Genomic DNA, 19674 nt, shown 5'->3' on the forward strand with positions numbered 1-19674 from the left:
GTTCGTGATTTCGCGCCTGTGAACATCTAGGCAGCCCTGTGCAGACACCCGGATTCTTCAAGAAACTCGATCCCCGGCAGCGTCGTTCACGGGTCAACCCCGACGGCACGATGTCGTTGGTCGACCACCTGACCGAACTGCGCACCCGCCTGCTGATCGCGGTCATCGCTGTGCTGGCGACGACGATCCTCGGATTTCTCTGGTACAGCCACGGTTTCCTCGGGCTGCCCAGCCTCGGCGACTGGCTCAGGGGGCCCTACTGTGCCCTGCCGGATTCCGCGCGGGCGTCGATCACACCCGACGGCGAATGCCGGCTGCTGGCGACGGCGCCGTTCGACCAGTTCATGCTGCGACTCAAGGTCGGCATGACCGCGGGCGTCGTGATGGCCTGCCCGGTGTGGCTGTATCAGCTGTGGGCGTTCATCACCCCCGGGCTCTACGCCAAGGAGCGTCGCTTCGCCGTCGCGTTCGTCGTGGTCGGCGCGGTGCTGTTCATCGGCGGCGCGATCCTCGCCTACGTGGTGCTGTCCAAAGCGCTGGCGTTCCTGCTGACCGTCGGTAGCGACGTCCAGGTCACCGCGCTGTCCGGTGACCAGTACTTCGGATTCCTGATCAACCTGCTTCTGGTCTTCGGCATCAGCTTCGAGTTCCCGCTGCTGATCATCATGCTCAACCTCGTCGGAATCCTCACCTACGAGCGGCTCAAGGCGTGGCGGCGCGGACTGATCATGGGCCTGTTCATCTTCTGCGCATTCGTCACGCCCGGTTCGGATCCCTTCTCCATGCTGGCGCTGGCACTGGCGATGACGCTGCTGATGGAGGTCGCGATCCAGATCGCCCGGATCAGCGACAAGCGCAAGGCGCGCCGCGCAGCCCTTGAGGAGATACCTGACGACGTCGCCGGGCCCATCGGAGCCGCGGAACCGATCGAGGCACCCACGGCCGTGCCGACTCCGTCGCGGCTCAAGGTCGATGACGACGCAACCTGAGTCCCCTGAGTCTTCGGACAGCATCGCGGCGTTCACCGCTCTGCTGCCCTTCGCACTGGACGAATTTCAGCGCCGCGCGTGTGAGGCGCTCGCTCAGGGGCACGGCGTGCTGGTCTGTGCGCCCACCGGGGCGGGCAAGACGGTGGTCGGGGAGTTCGCCGTCCACCTGGCGCTCGCCGCGGGGCGAAAATGCTTCTACACCACTCCGATCAAGGCGCTGAGCAACCAGAAACACAACGACCTGGTGCGCCGCTACGGGTCCGAGCGCATCGGCCTGCTCACCGGCGATCAGAACATCAACGGTGACGCCGACGTCGTCGTCATGACCACCGAGGTGCTCCGCAACATGCTGTATGCGGATTCCCCAGCGCTGCAGGGCCTTTCCTACGTCGTCATGGACGAAGTGCACTTCCTGGCAGACCGGATGCGCGGCGCGGTCTGGGAAGAAGTCATCCTGCACCTGCCCGATGACGTCCGCCTGGTCAGCCTGTCCGCAACGGTGAGCAACGCCGAGGAGTTCGGTGGATGGATCAAGGCGGTGCGCGGCGATACGACGGTCGTCGTCGACGAACATCGGCCGGTCCCGCTGTGGCAGCACGTCATGGTCGGCAGAAGGCTCCTCGACCTGTTCGACTACCGCGCCTCCGGCCCGGCCACGCGCAACCTACTCGTCGACCCGGAGCTGTTGCGCCACATCGCACATCGGCGTGAAGCCGAGCGGCTCGTCGACTGGCAACCCCGCGGCCGCGGCCGCTCCGGCCGACCGCCCAACCTGTACCGCACTCCCGGCAGGCCCGAGGTGATCAGCGTCCTCGAGCAGGCCGAACTCCTGCCCGCCATCACGTTCATCTTCTCCCGCGCCGGCTGTGATGCCGCCGTCAAACAATGCCTGAGGTCGTCGCTGCGGTTGACCACCCACGAGGAGCGGGCCCGCATCTCGGAGGTGATCGACCGCCGAACCGCCGATCTCAACGACACCGACCTGATCGTGCTCGACTACCACGAGTGGCGCGAGGGGTTGCTGCGCGGCCTGGCCGCCCACCACGCGGGGATGCTCCCGACGTTCCGCCACACCGTCGAGGAACTGTTCACCGCGGGATTGGTCAAAGCTGTATTCGCCACGGAGACACTGGCTTTGGGCATCAACATGCCGGCCAGGACCGTGGTCCTTGAGCGTCTGGTGAAGTACAACGGTGAACAGCACCTGCCGCTGACGCCGGGGGAGTACACCCAGCTCACCGGCCGGGCAGGCCGCCGCGGGATCGACGTCGAGGGCCACGCGGTGGCGCTCTGGAACCCCGACGTCGACCCCGCCGAAGTCGCCGGGTTGGCATCGACGCGGACGTTCCCTCTGCGCAGCTCGTTCGCCCCGACCTACAACATGACCATCAACCTCGTCCACCAGATGGGGCCGACGCAGGCGCATCAGCTGTTGGAGCGGTCGTTCGCGCAGTATCAGGCCGACCGGTCGGTCACCGGGCTGGTCCGCGGCGTCGAACGGGGTGAGCGGATGCTCGCCGACATCGCAGCCGAGTTGGGCGGTCGGGACGCCGCCATCCTCGACTATGTGCGGTTGCGCGCCCAGGTCACGGAGAAGGAACGCGCCCAATCGCGGGCATCGCGGCTGCAGCGGCGCCAGGCCACCAACGATGCGCTCGCATCGCTGCGCCGCGGCGACATCATCACGATCAACAGCGGCAAGCGGGGCGGGCTGGCCGTCGTGCTCGAACCTGCCCGCGACGACGAGGACCCGCGCCCGCTCGTGCTCTCCGAACATCGATGGGCCGGGCGGATCTCGTCGGCCGACTTCTCGGGCGCCGCAGGACCCGTCGGCAAGATGACGCTGCCCAAACGCATCGAGCACCGCAATCCGCGGGCCCGCCGCGATCTCGCGTCGGCTCTGAGATCCGCAGCCGCCGGCCTCGATGTGCCGTCGGCGCAGCGACGCAGAAGCGGTGCCGAACCCGACCGGGACATCGATCCCGAGTTGGCCGTGCTCCGGGACCGCGTCCGGGCACATCGGGCCCACGGCCTGCCCGACCGCGAAGCGCAGGCCCGGGTCGCCGAGCGCTACCTGCGCCTGGAGCGGGACAACGAGCAGCTGCGCACCAAGATCGCCGCCGCGACGAACTCCCTGGCCAACACCTTCGACAGGATCGTGGTGCTGCTGACGGAACGCGGGTTCATCGCGACCGATGGCGAAGGGAGTGCGCCGATCGTGACCGACGACGGCAGGCTGCTGGCCCGCATCTACAGCGAAAGTGATCTGCTCGTCGCCGAATGCCTCCGGGCGGGCGTGTGGGATGAGCTCGACCCGGCCGAGCTGGCGGCCGCGCTCTCATCGGTGCTCTACGAATCGCGCCGCGACGGCCGCGGCCCCGGCGACGGATCCGAGATCCCCACCGGCAGACTGCGCCGCGCACTCAACCAGACGCGCAGGTTGTGGACGGAACTGCGCAGCGATGAGCAACGCCACCGCATCACGCAGAGTCGCGAACCCGACGACGGTTTCGTCGCAGCCGTCCACCGGTGGGCCAGCACCGGCGACCTGGCCGCGGCACTGGCCGCCAGCGACACCGCAGGAACGGGTTCGACGATGTCCGCGGGCGATTTCGTGCGGTGGTGCCGCCAGGTGCTCGATCTGGCTGACCAGGTACGCAATGCCGCGCCGTCGGCGGCTTTGCGGGCGACCGCGAAACGCGCAATCGCCGACGTTCGGCGCGGCGTCGTAGCTGTTGATGCCGGGTAGTGTGTGGTGCCAGCAGCTTCGAAGCCGCAGATGACCAAGGAGAGAAATGAGCGGACCGCAGGGATCTGATCCGACGCAGCCGTGGCCAGGCCAGCAGCCTGACCAGGGGGCGGACCAGCCGGCGGGCGATGCGGCGGCGACCCAGGGCTGGCAGCCCCCGACACCGGGCGCGGGCCAGCAGGCTCCCGGCTCCGAGCAGCCGGCATGGCAGCAGCCGCCGGCCTACACGCCGCAGCAGTACCCGCAGTACCAGCAGCCGACGCAGCCGCCCACCTACTCGCCGCAGCAGTATCCGCAGGATCAGTACGGGCAGCAGCAGCCGACGGAATACAATCCGGCGGCCAACCCGCCCCAGTATCCGCCGCCTGGCCAGTACAGCCAGCCTGGCGGCTACGGCCAGCAGCAGTACGGTCAGCCGGGCGCCTACGGTCAGCAGCCGGGCCAGTACGGCCAGCAGCCAGGCCAGTACGGCCAGTTCCCGGGGGCGCCCGGCTTCACGCCGGGACCCGAGGGGGGCTCGAAGCGTTCGATGGCGGTCATCGGCGGCGTGGTGGGGGCTCTCGTCCTCGTCATCGTCGTGGTCGTGGCGGTGCTGGGCTTCTGGAAGCCGGGCTTCTTCGTGACCACCAAACTCGACGTCAACGCCGCGCAGACGGGTGTCGAGCAGATTCTGACCGACGAGTCCAACGGCTACGGCGCGCAGAACGTCAACGACGTCAAGTGCAACGGCGGCGTGAGCCCGACGGTGAAGAAGGGTGACACCTTCAACTGCGAGGTCAGCATCGACGGCACGAAGCGTCAGGTCACCGTGACATTCCAGGACGACAGCGGTACCTACGAGGTCGGCCGCCCGAAGTAACCGGGGCTTGTCTAGAGCTTGGCTACAGCTTGTCTAAAGCGGTCTGGAGTCGTCCGATCGACGACGACACGCCGTAGCGCTCGGCCAGTTCGGCGACTTTGCGGGGGTGGCGCGCGGCCAGCGGAAGCTCGTCGCCGTCGGTCGACCAGCTGATGTCTGCGTCGGTGGCCACCCGCACCACGGGCCCCGCCTTCTCGATGTAGTCCGACGCGGCGAGCAGCTTGTTGCGGTGCGCCTTGGACAGCTTCGACGACGGGTCCTGCGCGGCGGCGACGATGTTCTCCAGCGAGCCGTGCTGTGCCAGCAGCGTGGCCGCGGTCTTTTCGCCGATGCCGGGGACGCCGGGTAGCCCGTCGGACGGATCGCCGCGCAGCAGAGCCAGCTCGACGTAGGCGGGCCCGGCGCGGTCGAGCGGAACACCGTAGGTCTCGGACACTTCGTCGGGGCCCCACTTGATCGCTTTGGCCAGCCCCTTGCCGAGATAGAGGACCCGAACGGGCACCGGCTCATCGCGAACCAGCTGCAGCAGGTCGCGGTCACCACTGACGACGACCACCGGGTCGCTGGTCTCACGGCTGGCGAGGGTGCCGAGCACGTCGTCGGCCTCGCACTGTGGAGCACCGGCGGTGGCGATGCCGAACGCGTCGAGGATCTCCATGATCATGTCGACCTGCGGGCTCAGGTCGTCGGGCACTTCCTCCACGTCGGGCTTCGCGCCGGGGGTCTCCTCCTCGACACGGTGCGCCTTGTAGGACGGGATCAGGTCGACGCGCCACTGCGGGCGCCAGTCGTCGTCGCGGCACACCACCAATCGACGCGGGCGTTCCCGGGTGATGACCGTGGAGACGGCGTCGAGAAAGCCGCGCAACGCGTTGACGGGCCGGCCGTCGGGTGCCGTGATCGACGACGGGACACCGAAGTACGAGCGGAACCACATGCTCGCACCGTCGAGGAGGACCAGCGGAGCTTCATTGGACGTGCGGGCCATGCGGGCCATCCTGCCAGGTGCCCTTTTCCCGCGAGCAGACACAAACTCACACGCATTTGCGGCGATTGGTGTGAGTTTGTGTCTGCTCGCCGGGGCGCAGGGTGCCCGATTAGCCTGGACGGCATGACGGGCGCCCGATTCGACACCGACGTGTACGCACAGCGACTTCAGGCCGCAGCGGCCGCGGCCTCCACCGCGGGGCTCGCGGGGCTGGTCATCACCCCCGGCTACGACCTGCGCTACCTGACCGGCTCGCGTGCGCAGACCTTCGAGCGCCTGACCGCTCTCGTGCTGCCGGCCGCAGGTGATCCGACGATCATCGTGCCGAGGCTCGAACTGGCCTCGCTGAAGGAGTCCGCGGTCACCGATCTCGGTGTCGCCGTTCGTGATTGGGTCGACGGCGACGATCCGTACCGGCTGGTGGCCGACGTCCTGCCGGGCGAGGGGCCGCACCATGTCGCCGTCACCGACTCGATGCCGGCGTTGCACCTGCTGCCGCTGGCCGACGTCCTCGGTGCGGTGCCCATCCTCGCCACCGACGTGCTGCGGACGCTGCGGATGATCAAGGACCCCGCAGAGGTCGACGCGCTGCGCAAAGCCGGCGCGGCGATCGACCGGGTGCATGCGCGGGTGCCCGAATTCCTGGTGCCGGGCCGCACCGAAGCAGACGTCGCCGCTGATATCGCCGAAGCCATTGTCGCCGAAGGACATTCAGAAGTCGCATTCATCATCGTGGGGTCAGGACCCAACGGGGCCGACCCGCACCATGAGTGTTCGGACCGGGAACTGCGCGCCGGCGACATCGTCGTCGTCGACATCGGCGGCCCGTACGACCCCGGCTACAACTCCGACTCGACGCGCACGTACAGCATCGGCGAACCCGATCCCGAGGTGGCGCGCCGGTACGCGGTGCTGCAGCGGGCCCAGCAGGTCGCCGTCGATGCGGTTCGGCCCGGCGTCACCGCCGAGCAGATCGACGCCGCCGCGCGTGACGTGCTCGCCGCCGCAGGGCTGGCCGACGCGTTCGTCCACCGCACGGGACACGGGATCGGGCTTTCGGTCCACGAGGAGCCCTACATCGTGGCGGGCAACGCATTGCCGCTACAGGAGGGCATGGCCTTCTCGGTGGAGCCGGGCGTCTACTTCCCGGGCCAGTGGGGCGCCCGCATCGAGGACATCGTGATCGTCACCGCCGACGGCGCACTGTCGGTCAACAACCGGCCCCACGACCTGATCGTGGTGCCGCAGGCCTGATCAGTCCTCGTCGTGCGTGAGCAGGCTCGACGAGCCCAGCACCCGCTCGACACGCACTTCGATCACGACCCGCTTGGGGTTGGGCCGAGGCGTCCGATAACGCTGCGCGTAGCGCAGTTCGGCATCGCGGACATCTTCGATGCTGGTGCGCACCGTCGATTTGCCTTCCAGCGACAGCCACCGCGCCCCGTCGACCTGGCTGAGCACCGCGACGCCGCGCTGATCGGCGTTGACGGCCTTCTGGGTGCCGCCCGAGGTGATGACACGCGCGATGTGGGTGGTCGGATCGAAGGTGAAACCCACGGCGACGACGTGTGGAGACTGATCCGACCGCAGCGTGGTCAGCATGGCGAGGTGACGTTCGGTGAGGAACGCCAGCGCGTCATTGGTGAGTCGCGTAGTTGACTTGGCCATCGGCGTCCACGCTAGCGCAGGAGATAATCGTCGCCGTGGAAGACACCAAACTGCTCGTCGTGTTCGGCGGCCGCAGCGAGATCGGATTGGAAGTGGCGCAGCGACTGGCCCCGGGTGCCACGGTGGTGCTGGCCGCCCGCCGACCCGACGACCTCCACAGCGAGGTGGCCGCACTCCAGCAGGCCGGCGCCGCGGCGGTGCACACCATCGCGTTCGACGCGGACGACATCGCCGCACACCCTGCCTTGGTCGAGTCGATAGTCGCCGCCCACGGTCCGATCGGTACGGCAGTGCTCGCCTTCGGGATCCTCGGCGACCAGACGCGTGCGGAGACTGACGCCGCGCATGCGGCGGCCGTCGCGCACACCGATTACGTGGCACAGGTCAGCCTGCTCACGGTGCTCACCGACACGATGCGTAGCGCGGGTTCGGGGACCGTCGTCGCGTTCTCGTCGGTGGCGGGGGTGCGGGCGCGCCGCGCCAACTATGTGTACGGGTCCGCCAAGGCGGGGCTGGACGCGTTCTGCAGCGGGCTGACCGACGCGCTGCACGGCTCTGCTGTGCGACTGCTGCTGGTGCGGCCCGGGTTCGTGATCGGCCGGATGACCGAGGGCATGTCCCCGGCCCCATTGTCGAGCACGCCGGCGCAGGTCGCCGATGCGACGGTGCGGGCGCTGCGCAAGGGGCGCAGCAGTGTGTGGGTCCCGGGCTCGTTGGCCGTGTTGGCGTGCGCGTTCCGGATGATGCCGCGTGCACTGTGGCGGAGGTTGCCGAGGTGATCGTCGTGGTGGGTATCGGAGCGGACGGCATGGCGGGCCTTGCAGCTGCGTCGAAGGACGAATTGGCAAGAGCCACCGTCATTTACGGTTCACAGCGGCAGCTCGATCTGCTCGACGACTCCGTCACCGCATCGCGGCGGGCGTGGCCGAGCCCGATGCTTCCGGCGCTGCGGGCGCTCATGGACGACAGCGACGGGGATGTGCATGTGGTGGCCAGTGGCGATCCGCTGCTGCATGGCATCGGCAGCACGCTGATCCGCCTTCTGGGCGCGGATCGTGTGGCTGTCCTTCCGCACGTGTCGTCGGTGACGCTCGCCTGTTCGCGGGTCGGCTGGCCGGTGCACGACACCGAGATCATCAGCTTGGTGACGAAGGACGCCGCCGCCGCGGTGCGCCGCGGTGGCCAGGCCGTGGTGCTGTCGCGCGACGGATCGTCACCGGCGGAACTCGCCAAGCTGCTCACGGCGACCGGTCGCGGCGACTCCGAACTGACGATCCTCGAACAGCTCGGGGGGTCCAGGGAGTTGCGGCGCTCCTCGACCGCTCGGGAGTGGGCGGCCCGCCCTCCCGGTGACGTCGACAGCCTCAACGTGATGGCTGTCCGCTATCTGCCGGACGAACGCCGGTTCGGGGCGCTGCCCGATGATGCGTTCGCCCACGACGGTCAGATCACCAAGCAGATGATCCGTGCGGCGACGTTGGCGGCACTGGGCCCGCGGCCCGGCGAATTATTGTGGGATGTCGGCGCGGGGTCGGGCAGCGTCTCGATCGAATGGTGCCTGAGCGGCCCCGGGTGCAGGGCGATCGCCTTCGAACGCGACGAGACCAGGCGCCCCCGGATCATCGAGAACGCCGCTGCGTTCGGTGTTCGCATCGAAGCCACGTTCGACGCGCCCGAGTCGTTCGACTTCTGCCCGCCGCCGAGCGTCATCTTCGTCGGCGGCGGCGTGAGCCAACCAGGTCTGCTGGAAGCCTGTTGGGACAAGCTGCCCGAGGGCGGCCGGCTGGTCGCCAACGCCGTCACGGTGGAGTCCGAAGCGACTCTTGCGCAATGGTATTCACGCGTCGGAGGTGAGCTCCGGCGTTTCCAGCACTACACCGGCGACGCGGTCGGTTCCTTCACGGGCTGGCGCGCGGCGATGCCCGTCACGCAGTGGTCTGCGACGAAGCCTCATACGACCTGACGAGCTCGATCGCTTCCAGCTCGCGGACGGCGCGGCAGCCCCGACGCAGCATCGTGAGCACCATCTCGTCACCACGTTCGGTCGACGCGGCGAAGGCGTAGCCCAGCACGCTGATGAGCGGCGCCTGGAAGACGCCGAGTCGGTAGTCCTGCCAACACGTCTCGACGTCATAGCCGGTCACACCGTGCGTGCGTAGGGCGGCGTGGTAGCGCTCCACGAGATCGCGCTCCACCGCCGCGCGGTCCTCCGGTGCGAGGCTGGTCGCCGTGAAATAGCTGAGGTCGCGAGCGGGCAACCCGATCCCCATCGTCTGCCAGTCGACGACGGTGACGCGGGTGCGGTCGGGGTCGTAGAGCAGGTTGTCGAGGCGATAGTCGCCGTGCATGAGTGAAAACCGGTCCGGCTCGGCCATCAGCCATGGCGCCACCAGGCTCATCGACGTGACGAGCGTGTCGCGGTCTTCGTCGGTCACCGAGCCGCCGAGCTTCTCGAGCGTGATGTTGGCGGCCATCACCGCGACGTCACCCATTCCCTTTGCGGCCGCTTCGTCGCCGGGTTTGGGCATCACGATCGACGGCAGGTCGAAGAAGCGCCGGTCTCCCCAGCTCGGCCCGTGCAGCCCCGCCAGCGCCTCGACGGCCAGTGCCGCCTCAGCGGGTGTGCATCCCGCGATCTGGTCGCCTTGTTCGGCGGGTGCCATATCGGCCAGCACGAGAACGAAATCTGTTCCATCCGAGGAGATGTCGCTGTGGAAGCAGCCGGGCACCGGAATGGCGAGTTGGTTGGTGACGGCGGAGTAGAACTCCACCTCGGACAGGTAGCCGAGCGCCACCCGTTCCCGCACCGCGTCGTCCTGCGCGGGCAGCTTCACCGCGAAAGTCGCCGGTGGAGTGGGTGTCTGCGCGTCGGCGGGGTAGGTCGCCGCAACCCGGTAGGTGGCGCCGGTCTGTCCGGTGCCGATGCTCGTCACCGCAACGTCGGTGACATCGGTGCCGAGCACCGACCCCAGCCACTGCGTGGTGAGGTCTTCAGGGCTGCGGGGGATCGTCACAGAGTCACCTTTCAGTTCACGCCGTCGTTGGCGAAAATGGTTCGTAACCAGATGGTTTCGGCTCCTGCGAGGAGCTCGTCACGGGATAGGCGCCCACCGGTCGTGTAGCGCTCCATCAACCGGTCGTTGAATTCCAGCAGGATGCTGGCGAGGACCTCCGCCGGAGGGCCGTCGGGAGCTGCGCTGCCTGCGCGTTCGGAACCGATCATGCCGGCCACGATCGGCACGAACGAGTCGCGGGCTTCGTCCCAGACTTCGCGGATCGTCGCATTCGTGGCGCGGGCCTCCAGCATGGCCTGCAACAGGTAGCGGTGTTGGTCCACCGTGTCGAGCAGCTTCTCAAGCATGCCGCGGATGCGTTCACGCGGCGGTTGTGCCGTGCTGGTCAGCAGGTCTCCCGCCAGGAAGCCGTCGTCGTACATCGGCTCGAGCAGGGCCGCCACCGCTGCGGCTTTGTTCTCGAAATAGAAGTAGAACGCCGACCGGGTGACGCCGGCGCGGCGCGTGACGTCGGCAATGTTGAGGGCGTCGAACCCTGATTCGCGCAGATGGTGGTCCAGCGATTCCAGGATCGCCACACGACGCAGATCACTCTTCTGCGGTTGGCGCCGATCGGTGGGCGAGCGCACCGGTAGTCCTCGCTGCACGCGCGAGATTAACCCGCACTTCTGACAACTGTCAATAAAGCGAGACAGGTGTCAACTTAGCCGCCCTCGGGGTATCGGCGCAGTGTGAACACTCGGTCGGTGCCGCAGGCCCGGTGCCATCGGGTCTGTGAGGAACCGATGATCAGCAGGCAGCGCATGTCGACATCGGCGGGGTTCAACTCGCCGAGGCGCACCACCGTGACCGATTCCCGCGGCCCGGAGACGTCCCGGCCGATGACGACAGGGGTCTCGGGATCGCGGTGTTCGAGCAGCAGGTCGCGCATCGCGGCGACCTGCCACGTCCGGGTCTTCGAGGCGGGGTTGTAGATCGCCAGCACCATGTCGGCTGCGGCGGCGGCGGACAGCCGTCGCGCGATGACGTCCCACGGCTTGAGTCGGTCGGACAGCGAGATCACCGAATAGTCATGTCCGAGCGGGGCGCCGACCCGGCTTGCCACCGCCTGGGCCGCCGTCATCGCCGGGATGACCCGGACGTCGACGTTCGGCCACTGTTCGGCCTCCTCGAGGACGGCTGTCGCCATCGCGAAGACCCCGGGGTCTCCCGACGAGACGACGGCCACGGTGCGGCCCTGCTCGGCGAGCTCGCAGGCCAGCCGGGCCCGGGCGGGCTCGTCGGTGTTGTCGCTGGGGTGCCTGCGCTGCCCGTCGCGAGGCGGAACGCGGTCGAGATAGGGGCCGTAGCCGATCAGATCGGTGGCGGCGCCGAGCTCGTGGCGGCTCTGCGGTGTCATCCAGTTCGTGTCGCCGGGACCCAGGCCGACGACCGCCACAGTGCCGGTGCCAGTCGGCCCTTTGCGGTCCCCGGTGAGCATGGCCAACGCGAAATAGGGCACCGATCCGTCGTCGACGTCGGCGGCGGGAAGGACCCGCTGCCGTTCGGTGCTCGCCCGTTCGACATAGAAGGCGTCCCCGAGACGGCCGGCCGCCGAAAGTGCTTGCCGCACTGCTGGATAGGAGCGTCCGAGCTTGAGGATCACGGCGGCGTCGGTGTCGGCGAGCCGGCGCTGGAGTTCCTGCTGGGGAAGTGTGCCGGGCAGGATCGTCAGCACCTGATCGCCTTGGACCAGTGGAGTCGAGATCGCCGCCGACGCCGCACTGACCGACGTGACGCCCGGAACGATGACGGCGTCGAAGCGTTCCGTCAGCCGGGTGTGCATGTGCATGTAGGAGCTGTAGAAGAGCGGGTCGCCTTCGGCCAGCAGTGCCACGTCGCGCCCCGCCGTCAGGTGTTCGGCGATCCGTTCGGCGGACTCCCGGTAGAAGTCCTCCATCGCACCGGCGTAGCCGCCGGGGTGATCCGAGGTCTCGGTGGTCACCGGGTAGACGAGGTGTTCTTCGATCTGTCCGCCGCGCAGATAGGGCTCGGCGATGCTGCGCGCGATGCTCCGGCCGTGCCGGGCGCTGTGATAGGCGACCACGTCGGCCGCGCCGATGACCCTGGCCGCCTTGACGGTCACCAGTTCGGGGTCACCGGGACCGAGTCCGACACCCCACAAGGTGCCTTGCCGTGCCTTATTGCCGGTCATTCGTCTTCTGCCGCAATCGCATTCACCGCTGCTGCGGCCATGGCGCTGCCACCGCGGCGCCCCGTGACCATCAGGTAGGAGATACCGCGGGTGTTGTCGATGAGTTCTTGTTTGCACTGCGCCGAGCCGACGAAGCCGACGGGACCGCCCAGCACCGACGCCGGCGGCGCAATGCCCTCGTCGACGAGCTCGAGCAGCCGGAAGAGCGCTGTAGGCGCGTTGCCGATGGCCAGCACGGCACCGGGGATCCGCTCCGCCCAGAGGTCCACGCCCGCCGCAGAGCGGGTGGTGCCGAGCTTGGCGGCAAGGTCGAACGCGCGGGGATCGGCCACCAGCGAGACGACCTCGTTGTCGGCGGGCAGTCGCAGCCGCGTGATCCCCGCGGCAACCATCGAGGAATCGCACAGGATCGGGGCGCCGCCGGCCAGCGCGGCATGCGTGCGTGACGTGACATCGTCGGTGAACGCCACGTGATCGGCGACGTCGACCTGACCGCAGGTATGGATCAGGCGCACAACCACACGGGCTACGTCCTCGGGGAACCGTGCGAGGTCTGCCTCGGCGCGAATGGTGGCAAACGACTGCCGGTAGATCTCGGCGGCGTCGCGGATGTAGTCGAGCACCCGATCACCCTACGGGGGAGTTCCCCCGGACCTGGTATCCGTCGGCGGTAGCCACCAGAACCTGACCGATTGGTGGGCTGCCGCAGGCGCGATCGCAGCCCACGAAGTGCCGGTGCACGGACACGTCGGTGTCGAGCGCCGCCGCCGCGTCGGCCCGCACATCGGCCACCGAGTGTGAACAACCCGGGCTGCCGGTGCACGCCGAGAGTGAGAGCCAGGCCGAGTCCTCGTCGAAGACGAGCCCCAGCGGAGCGAGGACCCGAAGCGCCACATCGGCGACGCCCTCGTCCAGGTCGAAGAGCACGACCGACCGCCACGGCGTGACGGTGATCGGCGCCTCCACGGCGGCGAGGTAGCGCGCCACCTCGGCGTCGAGAACCCCGAGCGGTATCGCCGCGCCGAGCGCAATGCGTCCGTCGTTCTGCTCGATCCAGCCGACCGGCGGGCGGCTCTGAGCCGGCCACGTCTTCCCGGCCGGCGCCGTCGGCCTGAGCCCGTCCAGAAGGGCCGCCGTGTCTTCGAGTTCGCGAACACGCCAAGACTTTCCGCGGATCTCGGCGAATCGTCGTGCTATTTCCAGCATTTGACCGACTGCGTCCGGAATCGCCACCCGCACTCCCGAGTCGCGGCCCGCGAGAAGCAGTGCCGCGGTGGCGTTGTCGACGGCGTGGATCCCGACGTCGGGGCCGAGGCCCGAAATATCGCCACGCCCGTCGTCGATCCCGAACAGGAACCGTCCGGGCAGCCTGGCCAGGAGCGGATCCTGCCGAAGGCGCGCATCGAGGTCTGCGACGAGTTCACGTGTGTCACAGAGCCCGCCGCTGCGTCCCGACAGTGGAGAAGCGACGATGTTGCGCACCCGTTCATGGCTCGGGGAGGGCAACAATCCCTCCGCCGAGAGAATGTCAGCGACGGCCGCGGGGTCGCGGACCCCGCGGATCTGCACGTTGCCGCGGGAGGTCAGCTCCAGCGTCGACGCGGCGAAGTCGATGGCGGCGAGGGCGATCGACTCCATCTGGTGCGCCGTCATCACACCACCGGGCAGGCGCAGCCTGGCCAACTCGCCATCCGCGGCGCTATGCGTCTGCAGTGCACCGGGACACGCATCGTCGTCGCGTAAACGGGCCACCCGTCCACGGTACTCGCTCACAGCAGCTGGTCCGGTCCGTGCCATCTGGTTGCTGAGCGCACTCGGCGCGAGGCCGTCCGGTGCGTACTGCGGCGCTTCGCAAAAATCAAGATCGGAAAACCACTGGTCAGCGTCACTTCAGCGGAACGTGCAGGTAGATGCGCCGGGTGGGCACGTAACTGCCTGCGCGGTAGCTGACTTTTCGAGTACCCGGTTACCCGTGTCATCCCCGCGATCCCCTCGTAGTTTTGTGGACATCAGGAGCCCGGCGGGGGGTCGGGCTCCGAAATATCCCATCAGGGGGAGTGATTGAAATGACTGATCTGGCATCCGATTTGGAAGCGAAACCGGACCCGCGGCCCGCCATCGCCGGCGGTGCCGTCGAGGTGACGAACACGGCGGAGCTGACTCTCATCACTGAGCAGGAGGTCCTCATCGGTTCGGCCGCAGCGTTGGCCGGCCCGAAAGTGCGGCGCAACTATCTCGCGATGGTGCGCGCGGCGTTCACCTCCGGCGCCCGCTCCGGCGATCTCGTCACGCCGAAGCACTACCCGAGGCACCACGCGTTCATCGAGGACGCGCTGATGTCCCGGATGATGGATCGGCTCTAGGGCACTCAGCTCGCGAGCCGAACCGGCGCCACAACCTGGGAGTACGTCGACGCGTCGCCCTTGATCACCCGACTGTGGTCGCCGTGGACATCAACGGGGATGTCTCCGGCGAGGGTGATCCGAGACAGGCGGCGGAACTGGTCGTCATAATCGGCCACGGCGTAGTGCTGGGTGGCCCTGTTGTCCCAGACGGCAAGGTCGCCCAGCTCCCAGTTCCAGCGAATCGTGTTCTCCAGCTTGGTGATCCGATTCTGCAGCAACTGGAACAGGGCAGCTGACTCGGCTTGGCCGAGTCCGACGAAGTGCTTGACGAAATGGCCGAGCAGCAGGACCTTCCGCCCCGTCTCCGGATGCACCCGCACCACCGGATGCTCGGTCTCGTAGTAATCGGAGACGAACTCCTCTCGGTACTGACGCTCGGTGTCGGCGAGGTCCTCCAGACGTGCGTCGGCATCACCGGCGTAGTCGTAGGTGTTCGTGTGCACCGCCCACAGGTTCTCGGCGAGCGCCCGCAGCGGTGCGGGAAGCCTGTCGTACGCCGCCTCGGTCGACGCCCATGTCGTGGTTCCGCCATACGGCGGCAGCGTGATCGCCCGCAGCAGTGACGCTTTCGGGATGCGGTCGACGAACGTGACATCGGTGTGCCAGCTGTTGGCCTTGTCGTACCGGGAGTCGATGGGCAGCACCTTGGCGCCGCGGGATGTGACGGTGGGATGCGCCGTCGTCGGCGTGCCCAGGGCGCGGGCGAACTGCAGTTGGCCATCGTCGTCGAGATCATGCTGCCCGCGGAAGAAGATCACCTTGTGTTCGATCAGCGCGGCGTTGATCTGGTCCGCTGTCGCGGCGTCGACGCCGCGGGCGAGGTCGACACCGTCGATGCGGGCGCCGATATGGGCGCCGAGTTTGACGACATTGAGTGATGACACGGGTCCTCCTTCACGCGATCAGACCTGCCACCGTGCCCCTCGGCGGCCCCGCCGCACACCCTTAGATTCAGCGGGAATCGAATCGGTGCCGTTTCGGGCGGGTCAAGATCGGGTAAGGACTGCCGTCAGCGTGTGAGTGCGACGCGCGCTGGAACCGACGCCGACGGAAAGTCGAGAGCAGTGAACTCCCTGTGGGATTACGTCTCTGCGCACTACCCGCAGCTCATCTTCGACTCCTACCAGCACGTCAGCGCCGTGGTGCAGAGCGTGCTGATCGCAACACTCATCGGCGTCGCGATCGGAGTGCTGACCTACCGCAACGCGCTGGCAGCCAACCTGGCGACCGCCACCTCGAGCGTCATCCTCACTGTGCCGTCGTTCGCCCTGCTGGGCCTGCTCATCCCGCTGTTCGGGTTGGGGGTGATCCCCAGCGTCGCCGCACTCGTGCTGTACTCGCTGCTGCCGATCGTCCGCAACACCATCGTGGGCCTCAACGCCGTCGACCCGGCCCTGACCGACGCCGCGCGAGGCATCGGGATGAGTCGCCTCGACACCCTGCGGCGGGTCGAACTGCGCCTGGTGTGGCCGGCGATCCTGTCCGGCATGCGGCTGAGCACCCAGATGTCGATGGGGGTGCTGGCGATCGCGGCGTATGTGAAAGGGCCCGGTCTGGGAAATCTGATCTTCGCGGGTCTGGCGCGAGTGGGCAGTCCCACCGCCCTGCCGATGGCGCTGAGCGGAACCCTGCTCATCGTGATCCTCGCGCTCGCGCTCGACGCCGTCCTCGTTCTCGTCGGGCGGCTCACAACGTCGAAAGGCATTCGATGACAGGACAATCCGCTCCTACCGGCGTGCGCATCGAACTCGACCACGTGTCGAAGGTCTACCCGGGCGCGAAACAGCCCGCGGTCGACGACGTCTCACTGGAGATCCCGGCGGGGGAGATCGTCATCTTCGTCGGCCCGTCGGGCTGCGGGAAGACGACGACGATGCGGATGATCAACCGGCTCAGCGAGCCGACGTCGGGCCGCATCCTGATCGGCGACAAAGATGCGCTGTCGATCAAGCCGACCGAGTTGCGGCGCTCCATCGGCTATGCGATCCAGCAGGCCGGTCTGTTCCCGCACATGACGATCCGGCAGAACGTGGGCCTCGTGCCCGGGCTGCTCGGCTGGGACCGCGCCCGGATCGGCGACAGGGTCGACGAACTCCTCGACCTCGTCGGCCTCGAACCCTCGCAGTACGCCGACCGTTATCCGCGCCAGCTCTCCGGCGGCCAGCAGCAGCGCGTCGGCGTTGCCAGAGCCCTCGCCGCAGATCCGCCTGTTCTGCTGATGGACGAACCCTTCGGGGCCGTCGACCCGATCACCCGGAGCACTCTGCAGGACGAACTGCTGCGGCTGCAGTCCGAGCTGCGCAAGACCATCGTCTTCGTCACCCACGACTTCGGGGAGGCCGTCAAGCTCGGAGATCGCATCGCCGTCCTCGGGCAGCAGTCCGCGGTGCTGCAGTACGACACCCCGCAGAACATCCTGGCCAGTCCGGCTGACGACACCGTCGCCGGATTCGTCGGGTCCGGTGCGTCCCTGCAGCAGCTCGGCCTGCTGCGGGTCAAGGACGTCGCGCTCGAAGAACGTCCGTCGGTACACCGTGACGACAGCGTCGAGCACGTGCGGTCGGTGATCGCGGGCAGCGACCACGACTGGGCCGTCGTGCTCGACGACCGGCAGCGCCCTGTCAGCTGGGTGCGGGAGAGCAAGCTGCGGCATGCGAGCTCACTGGCTGACGCCGTCGAACATCTCGATCTCGTCAGCACGCATTCGACCCTCGAAGACGCCCTCGAGGCGATCCTCGCCGAACAGCACGCGTCGGCCGTCGTCGCCGGGCCTGGCAACAGGTATGAAGGCGTCGTCACGCTGGATACGCTCATCGGCACGATCACGCGGCTTCGCGCGGAAGCCGAAGCCACCACCGGAGCCGGGGACGCCCCCTCGTGAGCACCGCCACCGAAACGGGCGAGGCGACGAGCGCGCCGGCCACCACCCCGGCCGAGCGGGCCCGGTTGTTCATCCAGCCCGTGCTCGTCCTCGTCGTCGCTGCCGCGGTGATCTTCTGGGCGTTCAACCGTGAACTGACCGCCACCCAGCAGGAGAACATCAATCCGGGCAACGTCACAACGCTGATCTGGCAGCATCTCCTGCTCACCGCGACCGTCACCGCGATCGTGCTGGCCATCGGCATCCCGCTCGGGGTGCTCGTCACCCGGCCGCGGGCAAAAGTGTTGCGCCCCATAGTCGTCGGCATCGCCAACATCGGCCAGGCCGCGCCCGCGATCGGTCTTCTGGTCCTGCTGTTCCTCTTCACCGCCAAGACCGGATTCTGGATCGGGGTGCTGCCGATCGCGCTGTACTCGCTGCTGCCGGTCCTGTCGAGCACGATCCTGGGCATCGACCAGGTCGACCGCGCGCTGATCGATGCGGGTCTCGGGCAGGGGATGTCGCGGCAGGCGCTGTTGCTGCGTGTCGAACTGCCGCTCGCGGTGCCCTACATCCTCGCCGGCCTCCGCACGTCGCTCGTGCTCGCCGTCGGCACCGCGACGTTGTCGTTCCTCGTGAACGCAGGTGGACTCGGAATCCTGATCGACACCGGATACAAGTTGCAGGACAACGTCACCTTGATCCTCGGCAGTGTGCTCGCGGTCTGCCTGGCGCTGCTGGTCGACTGGCTGGGCGGGCTCGCGGAGTTCTTCGTCGGCCCGAAGGGATTGCGGTGACGAAACGACTTGCGGCAGTGGCGTTGCTGGTGGTGCTCGCGCTGGCAGGCTGCGGGCTCGGTTCGGGGAGTACCGTCCCGCTGCGCGTCGGTCCGGGAACCATCCAGCCGACCCCCGGTCTGGAAGGCGTCCCGATCACCGTCGGTTCCAAGGAGTACACCGAGCAGGTGATCATGGGATACATCCTGGAGTTCACCCTCGCCGCCGCCGGCGCCGATGTGCGTGACCTCACCGGCATCGTCGGTTCCCGAAGTACAAGGGAGGCACAGCTTTCCGGCCAGGTCGACGTCGCCTACGAGTTCACCGGCAACGCATGGATCAACTATCTCGGGCACGAGAAGCCGATCCCGGACACCCGCGAACAGTACGAAGCGGTGCGTGACGAGGACCTCGAGCGCAACGACATGGTGTGGCTCGAGCCCGGACCGATGGATGACACCTACGCTCTGGCGGCCAGCCCGGCGACGATCGAGCGGACCGGGGTGCGGACGCTGTCCGACTACGCGGCTCTTGTCCTGCGTGACCCCGCTGCGGCGCGCACGTGCGTCGACACGGAATTCCGGGCCCGCCAGGACGGGTTCCCCGGCATGGCGGCCGCGTACGGGTTCGATCCGGCGCGTGCGCAGACCCCCATCCTGCAGGTCGGCATCATCTACCAGGCCACCTCCGATGGCACCGCATGTGACTTCGGAGAGGTGTTCACCACCGACGGCCGCATCGCCGCGCTGAACCTCACCGTGCTCACCGACGACAAGCAGTTCTTCGCCCACTACAACCCGTCGGTGACGATGAAGCGCGACTTCTTCGACGCGCACCCCGAGATCGCCGAGGTCACCGCGCCGGTGACCGCCGCGCTGACCAACGACGCCATCATCGACCTCAACAAGCAGGTCGACGTCGACGGCCGCGACCCCAGCGTCGTAGCCAGGGACTGGATGGTCGAGAAAGGGTTCGTCACCGCCGAATAGGTCGTTGTCAGCATGCGATGTGACGGTTGTCACTTCGCTGCGCGGCCTATTCCGTCCCGCACAGAACACGCATTTCTTGCAGTACCGGCGGTACCGTCTCGCTTACTGAACTCGTGTCAAACAACGGGGTGTTGAAAGGAGCGGGCCATGCTCGCACTCATGGTTTTCGCGGCGGTCGTCTTC

Annotated in this window: 19 protein-coding genes; 11 read left to right on the forward strand and 8 right to left on the reverse strand. The window is 67.9% G+C overall.

The genetic code is table 11. The features are described 5' to 3' along the window. Positions 1-38 precede the first annotated feature (38 nt). The 3 genes from tatC to P9A17_RS18390 are packed head-to-tail and all read left to right on the forward strand — an operon-like array spanning position 39 to position 4597. On the forward strand, positions 39-989 hold the full coding sequence (tatC, locus tag P9A17_RS18380) for a twin-arginine translocase subunit TatC (RefSeq protein WP_278040132.1): 951 nt from the start codon (positions 39-41) through the stop codon (positions 987-989). Then, positions 973-3738, forward strand: coding sequence for an RNA helicase (locus P9A17_RS18385; RefSeq protein WP_278040133.1), 2766 nt, complete (start codon positions 973-975; stop codon positions 3736-3738). The genes tatC and P9A17_RS18385 overlap by 17 nt, the downstream gene beginning before the upstream one ends. 46 nt (positions 3739-3784) lie before the next feature. Beyond that, complete coding sequence (locus P9A17_RS18390) at positions 3785-4597, forward strand: DUF4333 domain-containing protein (RefSeq protein ID WP_278040134.1); 813 nt, start codon at positions 3785-3787, stop codon at positions 4595-4597. Positions 4598-4619: 22 nt separating this feature from the next. Here the strand turns inward: P9A17_RS18390 and P9A17_RS18395 are convergent, their stop codons facing one another. Then, complete coding sequence (locus tag P9A17_RS18395; RefSeq protein ID WP_278040135.1) at positions 4620-5594, reverse strand: 5'-3' exonuclease; 975 nt, start codon at positions 5592-5594, stop codon at positions 4620-4622. Positions 5595-5708: 114 nt separating this feature from the next. On the opposite strand from P9A17_RS18395, the gene P9A17_RS18400 reads away from it, so the two are divergent. Continuing rightward, complete coding sequence (locus tag P9A17_RS18400) at positions 5709-6839, forward strand: Xaa-Pro peptidase family protein (RefSeq protein ID WP_278040136.1); 1131 nt, start codon at positions 5709-5711, stop codon at positions 6837-6839. Here P9A17_RS18400 and P9A17_RS18405 read toward each other — a convergent pair whose 3' ends face one another. Beyond that, the gene (locus P9A17_RS18405; protein ID WP_278040137.1) at positions 6840-7253 is read right to left on the reverse strand and encodes a TIGR03618 family F420-dependent PPOX class oxidoreductase; all 414 of its coding nucleotides are present in this window, start codon (positions 7251-7253) and stop codon (positions 6840-6842) included. 35 nt (positions 7254-7288) lie between these two features. Between P9A17_RS18405 and P9A17_RS18410 the strand changes: the two genes are divergently transcribed. Next, positions 7289-8032 carry an SDR family NAD(P)-dependent oxidoreductase gene (locus tag P9A17_RS18410; protein WP_278040138.1) on the forward strand — a complete coding sequence of 248 codons (744 nt, stop codon included), beginning with the start codon at positions 7289-7291 and terminating at the stop codon, positions 8030-8032. Beyond that, positions 8029-9216: a precorrin-6y C5,15-methyltransferase (decarboxylating) subunit CbiE gene (gene cbiE / locus P9A17_RS18415; protein WP_278040579.1), complete on the forward strand. Its 1188-nt coding sequence runs from the start codon at positions 8029-8031 to the stop codon at positions 9214-9216. Before P9A17_RS18410 ends, cbiE begins: the two co-directional genes overlap by 4 nt. Here cbiE and P9A17_RS18420 read toward each other — a convergent pair. The 5 genes from P9A17_RS18420 to cobG form a co-directional block, all read right to left on the reverse strand. Continuing rightward, positions 9179-10267, reverse strand: a complete 1089-nt coding sequence (locus tag P9A17_RS18420) for an aminoglycoside phosphotransferase family protein (RefSeq protein WP_278040139.1) — start codon at positions 10265-10267, stop codon at positions 9179-9181. The two genes, cbiE and P9A17_RS18420, sit on opposite strands and share 38 nt — an antisense overlap. Positions 10268-10278: 11 nt before the next feature. Then, positions 10279-10896 (reverse strand): TetR/AcrR family transcriptional regulator, encoded by a 618-nt coding sequence (locus tag P9A17_RS18425; RefSeq protein WP_278040140.1) that lies wholly within the window; start codon positions 10894-10896, stop codon positions 10279-10281. Between the two features lie 74 nt (positions 10897-10970). Next, positions 10971-12461 (reverse strand): precorrin-2 C(20)-methyltransferase, encoded by a 1491-nt coding sequence (locus tag P9A17_RS18430; protein WP_278040141.1) that lies wholly within the window; start codon positions 12459-12461, stop codon positions 10971-10973. Further along, positions 12458-13084: a precorrin-8X methylmutase gene (locus tag P9A17_RS18435; RefSeq protein ID WP_278040142.1), complete on the reverse strand. Its 627-nt coding sequence runs from the start codon at positions 13082-13084 to the stop codon at positions 12458-12460. The genes P9A17_RS18430 and P9A17_RS18435 overlap by 4 nt, the downstream gene beginning before the upstream one ends. A gap of 4 nt (positions 13085-13088) precedes the next feature. Continuing rightward, positions 13089-14213, reverse strand: coding sequence for a precorrin-3B synthase (cobG, locus tag P9A17_RS18440; RefSeq protein WP_278040143.1), 1125 nt, complete (start codon positions 14211-14213; stop codon positions 13089-13091). A gap of 314 nt (positions 14214-14527) precedes the next feature. Here cobG and P9A17_RS18445 point away from each other — a divergent pair, with 314 nt between their 5' ends. Further along, on the forward strand, positions 14528-14824 hold the full coding sequence (locus tag P9A17_RS18445; protein ID WP_278040144.1) for a hypothetical protein: 297 nt from the start codon (positions 14528-14530) through the stop codon (positions 14822-14824). A gap of 5 nt (positions 14825-14829) precedes the next feature. Here P9A17_RS18445 and P9A17_RS18450 read toward each other — a convergent pair whose 3' ends face one another. Next, on the reverse strand, positions 14830-15750 hold the full coding sequence (locus P9A17_RS18450; RefSeq protein ID WP_278040145.1) for a TauD/TfdA family dioxygenase: 921 nt from the start codon (positions 15748-15750) through the stop codon (positions 14830-14832). Between the two features lie 180 nt (positions 15751-15930). Here P9A17_RS18450 and P9A17_RS18455 point away from each other — a divergent pair, with 180 nt between their 5' ends. From P9A17_RS18455 to P9A17_RS18470, 4 genes are read left to right on the forward strand one after another with little or no spacing between them, the layout of a single operon-like run. Beyond that, on the forward strand, positions 15931-16578 hold the full coding sequence (locus tag P9A17_RS18455; protein WP_278040580.1) for an ABC transporter permease: 648 nt from the start codon (positions 15931-15933) through the stop codon (positions 16576-16578). Further along, positions 16575-17747, forward strand: a complete 1173-nt coding sequence (locus P9A17_RS18460) for a betaine/proline/choline family ABC transporter ATP-binding protein (RefSeq protein WP_278040146.1) — start codon at positions 16575-16577, stop codon at positions 17745-17747. Before P9A17_RS18455 ends, P9A17_RS18460 begins: the two co-directional genes overlap by 4 nt. Further along, positions 17744-18523, forward strand: a complete 780-nt coding sequence (locus P9A17_RS18465; RefSeq protein WP_278040147.1) for an ABC transporter permease — start codon at positions 17744-17746, stop codon at positions 18521-18523. The genes P9A17_RS18460 and P9A17_RS18465 overlap by 4 nt, the downstream gene beginning before the upstream one ends. Further along, complete coding sequence (locus P9A17_RS18470; protein WP_278040148.1) at positions 18520-19491, forward strand: glycine betaine ABC transporter substrate-binding protein; 972 nt, start codon at positions 18520-18522, stop codon at positions 19489-19491. Before P9A17_RS18465 ends, P9A17_RS18470 begins: the two co-directional genes overlap by 4 nt. Positions 19492-19674: the final 183 nt, after the last annotated feature.

Origin of the sequence: Mycobacterium sp. 236(2023) (assembly GCF_029623955.1) — a bacterium.
GTDB lineage: Bacteria > Actinomycetota > Actinomycetes > Mycobacteriales > Mycobacteriaceae > Mycobacterium.

What these genes read in the sequence shown, in the direction of transcription:
- P9A17_RS18430 (WP_278040141.1), bottom strand. Translation starts at nt 12,461, where the DNA reads ATGACCGGCAATAAGGCACGGCAAGGCACCTTGTGGGGTGTCGGACTC.
- P9A17_RS18385 (WP_278040133.1), top strand. Translation starts at nt 973, where the DNA reads ATGACGACGCAACCTGAGTCCCCTGAGTCTTCGGACAGCATCGCGGCG.
- P9A17_RS18460 (WP_278040146.1), top strand. Translation starts at nt 16,575, where the DNA reads ATGACAGGACAATCCGCTCCTACCGGCGTGCGCATCGAACTCGACCAC.
- P9A17_RS18395 (WP_278040135.1), bottom strand. Translation starts at nt 5,594, where the DNA reads ATGGCCCGCATGGCCCGCACGTCCAATGAAGCTCCGCTGGTCCTCCTC.
- P9A17_RS18400 (WP_278040136.1), top strand. Translation starts at nt 5,709, where the DNA reads ATGACGGGCGCCCGATTCGACACCGACGTGTACGCACAGCGACTTCAG.
- P9A17_RS18405 (WP_278040137.1), bottom strand. Translation starts at nt 7,253, where the DNA reads ATGGCCAAGTCAACTACGCGACTCACCAATGACGCGCTGGCGTTCCTC.
- P9A17_RS18445 (WP_278040144.1), top strand. Translation starts at nt 14,528, where the DNA reads ATGACTGATCTGGCATCCGATTTGGAAGCGAAACCGGACCCGCGGCCC.
- P9A17_RS18390 (WP_278040134.1), top strand. Translation starts at nt 3,785, where the DNA reads ATGAGCGGACCGCAGGGATCTGATCCGACGCAGCCGTGGCCAGGCCAG.